Source organism: Nonomuraea sp. SBT364 (assembly GCF_001083785.1).
GTDB lineage: Bacteria > Actinomycetota > Actinomycetes > Streptosporangiales > Streptosporangiaceae > Nonomuraea.
The window spans coordinates 20,195-27,331 of the sequence record NZ_LAVL01000118.1 but is presented as its reverse complement, the minus strand read 5'-3'; the positions used below and the strand labels follow the sequence as shown (position 1 = coordinate 27,331).

Below are 7,137 nucleotides of genomic sequence, written 5' to 3'. Positions count from 1 at the left end.
GTGAAAAAGAGACAGCGCCTGCACGACCCCCTTCCCGCCTCGCCCGGACACCCGGCCACCGCTCCGCAATGCCGGCGCGGGGGTGCCGCCCCGGGGTTGCGGGAGCTGGCGGCCGCGGTCGGGGCGACGCCGTTCGCGCTGGTGCGCGCCTTCCGGCTCGCCTACGGGCTGCCGCCGCACGCCTACCTCACCCAGCTGCGGGTACGGCGCGCCCGCGAACTGCTGGCACGCGGCACTCCCCCGGCCGAGGCTGCCCTGGCGGCCGGCTTCTGCGACCAGTCGCACCTGTCACGCCACTTCCGCCGCATCGTCGGCACCACCCCCGGCGCCTACCAGCGAGCGGTGCAAGAACATCCAATCCACCGCACACCAGGACTTCCTACCGTGTCCGGATGACGACCACCCCCGTCTTTCCCCTCGACCCGGCCGAAGACGCGACCATCGAGCTGGCCCGCCAGGCGACGGCGTTCATGACCGACCGCCTCGCCGAGCTGGCCACCGCCCCGGCCAGCGACTACCGCGACGCCGGCCGCCTGACCGCCCTGCTGCGCCGCCCGCCGGACGACGGCCCCGGGCACCTCGGCGACCTCCTGGAGACCTTCCGCCAGGCGGCCGGCCAGGGCGTGAACACCGCCGGCCCCGGCTACCTCGCCTACTTCCCGGCGGGCGGCCTGGTCTCCTCGGCGCTGGCCGAGATGCTGGCCCAGGCCGCCAACCGCTTCACCGGCGTGGCGCAGACCGCGCCCGCGCTCGTCGCCATGGAACAGAGCGTGCTCTCCTGGCTGGCCGGCCGCTTCGGGCTGCCGGCCGGCGCGGGCGGCCTGATCACCACCGGCGCCTCCCCCGCCACCCTGTCGGCGCTCGTCGCCGCCCGCCACGACCGGCTCGGCGAGGACACCCGCGACGGCACCCTGTACGTGACCGAGCACACCCACCTGAGCGTCGCCAAGGCCGCCCGCATCGCCGGCCTGCCCGGGCGCCGGGTCCGCGTCGTGCCCGCCACGGGCGACCTGCGCATGGACGTGACCGCGGCCGCCGCGATGATCGAGGCGGACCGGGCGGCCGGACTGCGCCCGTTCCTGCTGGCGGGCACCGCCGGCACCACCAGCACCGGCACCGTCGACCCGCTGCCCGAGCTGGCCCGCCTGGCCCGCGCGCACGGCCTGTGGTTCCACGCCGACGCCGCCTACGGAGGCGGCTTCCAGCTCACCCGCCGCGGCCGCGCCCGGCTCGCCGGGATCGAGGCGGCCGACTCCATCGCGTTCGACCCGCACAAGAGCCTGTTCCTGCCGTACGGGACGGGCGTGCTGCTCGTACGCGACCCGGGCCTGCTGCACGCCGCGCACGCCGCCGGCGGCCAATATCTGCAGGACATCGGGCAGGTGGGCGACCTGCCCGACTTCGGCCACCTGGGCGTCGAGCTGACCCGCGAGTTCCGCGGCCTGCGGCTGTGGCTGCCGCTGCACCTGCACGGGGTGCGGGCCTTCGAGGAGGCGCTGGACGAGAAGCTCGACCAGGCCGCGCTCGCGCACCGCGAACTGGCCGGCGACCCGCGCCTGGAGGTGCCGTGGGAGCCGGACCTGACCGTGGTGGTCTTCCGGCCGCGCGGCGGCGACGACGCCGGGCGCGAGCTGCTGGCGAGGATCAACGCCACCGGCCGCGTCTACCTGTCCAGCACCACCCTCGGCGGGCGCTTCTACCTGCGGCTGTGCGTGCTCAGCGTGCGCACCCGGCCCGAACACGTACGCCTGGCACTCGACACCGTCCGCACCGCACTCGACGAGCTGATACCCGCCGCCTGAGGGCGTCATCCGGGCGTCACGACGACCTTGCCGAACGCGCCGCGGTCCAGATGATCGAGGGCGGACGGCAGGTCGGCGAGCGGGTACGCGGCGTCGACGACCGGTCTGAGGCCGATCCGGTCGACGGCCCGGACGAGGTTCTCCAGGGCGCGGCGGTGGCCGACCTGGATGCCGTCGATGGTCAGTTTCTTGCGGGCCAGGTGCGCGACGGCGCCGGAGATCTCGTAGCCGTCCAGGACGCCGATCAGCGAGATGCGGCCACCGACCGCGGCTGCCTCGATCGAGCGTGCCAGATGGCCGCCGCCGATGATCTCGAGGATGTGGTCGGCGCCGCGCTCGCCGGTGAAGGAGTGGACGGCCTCGACCCAGTCGCTCGTGGTTCTGTTGATGCCGTGGGCGGCGCCCAGGGTTGCGGCGCGCGCGAGTTTGGCGTCGTCACCCGAGATCACGATCACCTCGGCGCCGTGCGCGACCGCGATCTGCAGGCCGAACATCGCGACCCCGCCCGTGCCCTGGACCACCACGGTCTGGCCGGCGCGCAGCCGTCCGATCTCGACGAGCGCGCTCCAGGCGGACAGCCCGGCCATGGGGAGCGTGCTCGCCCCGGCGTCGCCGAGGCGCCCGGGAGCGGGCACCGCCCAGTCCTGGTCGAGAACCACGTATTCGGCCAGAACGCCGGGATAGTGGCCGCTGCCGAGCGCTTCGGGCCCGCCGAGGCGCGCGTTGCCGGGGCCGGGGCCGTCGATCCAGCCCGGAAGGCACGTGGAGATCACCCGATCGCCCGGCGCGAACCGATCGGCACCCGCGCCGACGGCCTCGACCACCCCGGCCATGTCCGAGCCGGGCACGAAGGGCCCGGACTCGGGGAAGATCATGGTCAGCCCGTCGTCGATCGCCAGACGGTCGCGGAAGTTCAGCGCGACGGCCGCGACCTTCACCAGGATCTGCCCCGGCCCCGGCGTGGGGATCGGGCCTTCGGCGAGTTCGAGGTTGGCGCGGCCGACCGCGCTCATCGTCCAGTACTTCATGAGAGGTCTCCTGTGTGATGTCCGCCGGACGCCGTGATCGGCAAGGCGGTCCCCACTCTCGCCACCCCCGTGACCGGCGGCCACACCCCGGCGTGGGTGGTCAGCCGCTGCCTGGCACTGCGAGGGTCAGGCACATGTCCGGCGGCGAAGGCAGAATGAACGCATGCGGGACACAACAGCACTCGGTGACTTCCTGCGCACCCGCCGCGGCAGGCTGACACCGGAGGACGTGGGCATCACCTCCTACGGCGCCCGCCGGGTACCGGGGCTCCGCCGCGAGGAACTCGCCCAGCTCGCCGGCGTGAGCGTCACCTACTACACGCGGCTGGAGCAGGGGCAAAGCCACCAGGCGTCACCGTCGGTGATCGACGCCCTGGCCGACGCGCTCCGCCTGAGCGACGCCGAACGCGCCTACCTGCACACCCTGGTCTGGCCCGTCCCGTCCAGGCCCCGCCGCCCGGCCAGACCGGCGACCGCGCGCCCGGGCACTCGCCGGCTCCTCGACGCCCTGGGCGACGTACCGGCCATCGTCATCGGCACCCGCACCGAGGTGCTGGCCTGGAACACACTCGGCCACCTGCTGCTCGCCGGGCACCTCGACCCCGGCTCCCCCGGCCGCCCCGCCGATCGCCCGAACCTGACCAGGATGCTGTTCCTGGACCCGCACCACCGCGATCTCCACCCCCGATGGGAGTCCTCGGCCGCCTGCGCGGTGGCCTCCCTCAGGATCACGGCCGGCCGCGACAAGGACGACCGCCAGCTCGCCGAACTGATCGGTGAGTTGTCCGTGCGCAGCCCGGAATTCGCCGCCCTGTGGTCCAGGCACCCCGTCGCCAACCACGCGTACGGCACGCGGCAGCTCCGGCACCCCGAGGTCGGGGAGCTCAGCCTCGAACTCGAGACCCTCGGCCTGTCGGACGGCTCGGGCCAGCGAGTGCTGATGTACAGCGCCCCGACCGGCAGCCTCTCGCACACCGCACTGCGACTCCTGCGCATGCGGCCCACGGCCACCCGGCGTGACAGCGCATCGGCGGCGAGCACACGCTGAATCCCGGGCTCCGTCCCGGTCATCCCGCACGCGTCCCGCCGCGCTTCCGTGATCGGCCCGGCAGGGCCGCGCCGACCGCGAAGAGGGAGCCGGCCATCACCAGCGTGAGGCCCGTCCCGGCCGTGCCGGTCACCGCCGCCAGGACGCCCGCGCACACGATCTCGCCGGACGACTCGGCCTGGGCCAGGAACGAATGCGTGGTGGCCCGCACGTCACCGTGCGCGCGCCGGTTGACCCAGATCGTGGTGACCGTACGCACCAGCGGCATCGCGACACCGTTGGCGGCGAGCACCGCCGCGACGCCGAGCGCGAGGGTGGGCGCCAGCCCCAGCAGCGTGAGGCCGGCCAGCCCGGTCAGGCAGGCCAGCACCAGCCAGCGGCGGGTCCCGCGATCGGAGCCGAGCCGGCGCTGGACCGCGGCGAGAGCGAGCGCGGCGGTCGCGTAGCCGGCCAGCCCGACCGCCGTGAACCACACGGTGCCGCCGGTGTCCCGGGGAAGGCCGAGTTCGGCCAGGCGCACCGGGTAGATCCGGCCGAAGGAGTCGGCCGCGCCGTTGACCAGGGCGGTGACCCAGACCAGCATGAGCAGGGTCCGGTCGCCCAGGGCCGCACGGGCGCCCTTGCGGGCGATGCCCAGGGCCGCCTTGAGCCGATCGGCGCGTACCCGGGTGAAGTTGCGCTCGGGGAAGGCCGCGGCGAACCAGACGCCCAGCGCCAGCATGGCCGCGCCCGCGGCGGCGATGGCGGCCGGACGGTCCACGATCGCGGCCAGGGCGCCGAAGGCGACGATGCCGGCGCCGGAGCCGATCATCTGCCAGCGGCCCTGAGCGGCGATCAGCAGGTGTATGCGATCGGGCCGGTCGATCTCGTCGGTGGCCCAGGCCACATCCGATCCGGTCGCGAACGTCCAGGCGATGCCCCAGAGCACCTGGGCCAGCAGCAGGGGGAGGAACCCGGCCGACAGGCCGGTCAGGATCATCGCGGCGGCCATGACGACGTGCGAGGTGACCAGGGACGCCTTGCGGCCGACGGTGTCGGCCAGGACGCCGGCGGGAACCTCGAACAGGAGGGCGGCCACGCCCTGCGCCACGGGCACGGTCAGCAGCTGGGCCGGCGACAGGCCCGCGTCCACGGCCATGTACAGGCTGGTGACGAGCCACCAGCCGTTGTGCAGCACCGCCCGCAGGAAGTTCCACACCAGGAAGCGCCGCGCCAGGAGGTCGGGGCCGGGCCGGGGCGGGCCCGCGGGCGGGGCTCCGCGGGTCACGACGGTCTCCTCGCCGTGGCGCGCGGGATCGGCGTGTAGTGGTCGAGTCGTGATTCCAGGACGCCCTGTCCGTGGGTGGAGCCGTGCAGTCCGGCCCGCACCGCGGGGATCACGGTGGTCCGCGCCGTCCCGGTGACCACCGCGACCGGGTCGCCGGTGTGCAGGACCTGCGGCGCCACGCCGTTGCGGGCCAGCAGGCCCAGCACGGCGGAGAGGGTGCCGGGCGGCGTCTCGACGGCGAAGCGGTCCACCGGCTCGCAGACCGTCGTGCCCGCTCGCGTGATGGCCTGGTGCACCACCGCCTCGGTGGTGTACCGCACCTCGGCGGCGCGCGGACCGGCCGGAGGGTAGGCGGCCTCGGTCACGGTGACCCGGAGGTCCGTCACGGGCCAGCCGTGCGGGCCGCAGGCCAGCGGCTGGGCCAGGTAGCCCAGCACCGCCGTCCGGAAGTCCCCGAAGGTGGTGTAGACGTGCAGCGGGATCCCGGACCGCTCCGCCGCGACGACCAGCTCGACCCCGCTGCCGGGCGCGGCCGGTTCGACGCGGACTCCGAGGGTGAAGTCGTGCGGATGCCCGGGCTCGCCCATGCGCAGCACCGCGGCCCCCACGCCCGAGGGCCGTTCGACGCACCTCACCGTGGTGGGGCCGAAGTCCGCGGCGATGCCGAACTCCGCCGCCAGCGTGGCGGCCAGGACCTGCTGCTGCACCTCGCCGTAGATGCTGATGCGCACCGCGTCGCGGTCGGGCCGGACGGCGATCAGCGGGTCGATGTCGGCCAGCTCGGACAGTGCCCTGTGCAGGTCGCCGTGGCGGGCGGGGTCGCGGGCGGTCACCCGGGACTCGAAGCCCGGAGCGGGCAGCGCCGATGACGCGGCGGCGGCCGGGCCTGTGCCGATCCGGTCGCCGATCCAGTCGCCGATCCGGGCGCCCTCCAGGCCGCGGACGCGGGCGATCTGCCCCGGGCCCGCCTGATCGCGCCGTACCGGTCCGCCCGGTTCGAACACCTCCAGGCCCGTCACGGTCGCCCACCGCCCGCCGCCGAGCGGCACCCGGTCGCGTACGCGCAGCGCCCCGGCGCGCATGCGCACCGTGCACAGCCGTCCCCCGGCCGGGGCCCGCTCGACCTTGAACACCTGCGCCGCCACCGGGGCGGCGCCGTCCCCGGCAGGTGGCGTCAGCAGCCCGGAAATCGTGCCGATGAGCTGCCCGACTCCGGCACCGGTGCGCGCCGAGCCGAACACGAGCGGGTGGACGGTGCCGGCGCGGGTCAGCCGCGCCAGCGCGGTGTACAGCCGCGCCCGGCCGAGCGGGCGCCCCGCGGCGAGCCACTCCTCCAGCAGATCGTCGTCATGGGCCGCCAGCCGGGCCGTCAGATCTTCCGTGACTTCCGGAGCGTCCCAGGCCAGGGGCGTGACCAGGGCCGAGGCGGTGCCGGCGTCCCGTACGGCGCCGAGCGGCACGGCCTCGGTGCTGAGCCGCCGCCGGATCCCGTCGAGGACGGTCCCGGGTGCGGCACCACGCCGGTCGATCTTGTTGACGAACAGGACCACCGGTACGCCGAGGCGCCGCAGCGCCCGGTACAGCACGACGGTCTGGGCCTGGACGCCCTCGACGGCGGACAGCACCAGGACCGCGCCGTCCAGGACCGCCAGCGAGCGGTCGACCTCGGCGATGAAGTCCGGGTGGCCCGGGGTGTCGACCAGGTTGACGGTGACGTCGCCGGCGCTGAACGCCGCCACGGCGGCGCGGATGGTGATGCCGCGCTGCCGTTCCAGGGCCAGGGAGTCGGTCTGGGTCGTGCCCGCGTCCACCCGGCCGAGCCGGCCGATCGCGCCGCCGGCGTGCAGCAGCGCCTCGGTCAGGCTGGTCTTCCCGGCGTCGACATGGGCGAGTACGCCCAGGTTGAGATGGCGCGGGCCGTCGGCCCCGCCGGTCGATGCGTCATGTCGTACGGCAGTCTGACGGTGTGCGGGTTCCATGGCTCCTCGTGTG

General features: G+C 74.8%; 6 protein-coding genes. 3 read left to right on the top strand and 3 right to left on the bottom strand.

Translation table 11 applies throughout. The features are described from left to right. Together ADY59_RS34660 and ADY59_RS34655 are read left to right on the top strand one after the other, a co-directional pair. Window positions 1-396, top strand: a 396-nt coding sequence (locus ADY59_RS34660) for a helix-turn-helix domain-containing protein (protein ID WP_156325912.1), incomplete at its 5' end; no start/stop codon positions are given. Then, window positions 393-1,802, top strand: coding sequence for a pyridoxal phosphate-dependent decarboxylase family protein (locus ADY59_RS34655; RefSeq protein WP_049571443.1), 1,410 nt, complete (start codon window positions 393-395; stop codon window positions 1,800-1,802). The genes ADY59_RS34660 and ADY59_RS34655, both read left to right, overlap by 4 nt. Before the next feature lie 5 nt (window positions 1,803-1,807). Here ADY59_RS34655 and ADY59_RS34650 read toward each other — a convergent pair whose 3' ends face one another. Then, window positions 1,808-2,830 carry a zinc-dependent alcohol dehydrogenase family protein gene (locus tag ADY59_RS34650; RefSeq protein ID WP_049571440.1) on the bottom strand — a complete coding sequence of 341 codons (1,023 nt, stop codon included), beginning with the start codon at window positions 2,828-2,830 and terminating at the stop codon, window positions 1,808-1,810. A gap of 163 nt (window positions 2,831-2,993) precedes the next feature. On the opposite strand from ADY59_RS34650, the gene ADY59_RS34645 reads away from it, so the two are divergent. After that, window positions 2,994-3,878 carry a helix-turn-helix transcriptional regulator gene (locus tag ADY59_RS34645; protein ID WP_049571437.1) on the top strand — a complete coding sequence of 295 codons (885 nt, stop codon included), beginning with the start codon at window positions 2,994-2,996 and terminating at the stop codon, window positions 3,876-3,878. A gap of 19 nt (window positions 3,879-3,897) precedes the next feature. On the opposite strand, the gene ADY59_RS34640 is transcribed toward ADY59_RS34645, so the two are convergent. After that, window positions 3,898-5,145, bottom strand: a complete 1,248-nt coding sequence (locus tag ADY59_RS34640) for an MFS transporter (RefSeq protein ID WP_197093997.1) — start codon at window positions 5,143-5,145, stop codon at window positions 3,898-3,900. Beyond that, window positions 5,142-7,124 (bottom strand): GTP-binding protein, encoded by a 1,983-nt coding sequence (locus ADY59_RS34635; RefSeq protein ID WP_049571435.1) that lies wholly within the window; start codon window positions 7,122-7,124, stop codon window positions 5,142-5,144. The genes ADY59_RS34640 and ADY59_RS34635 overlap by 4 nt, the downstream gene beginning before the upstream one ends. Between the last annotated feature and the right edge of the window lie 13 nt (window positions 7,125-7,137).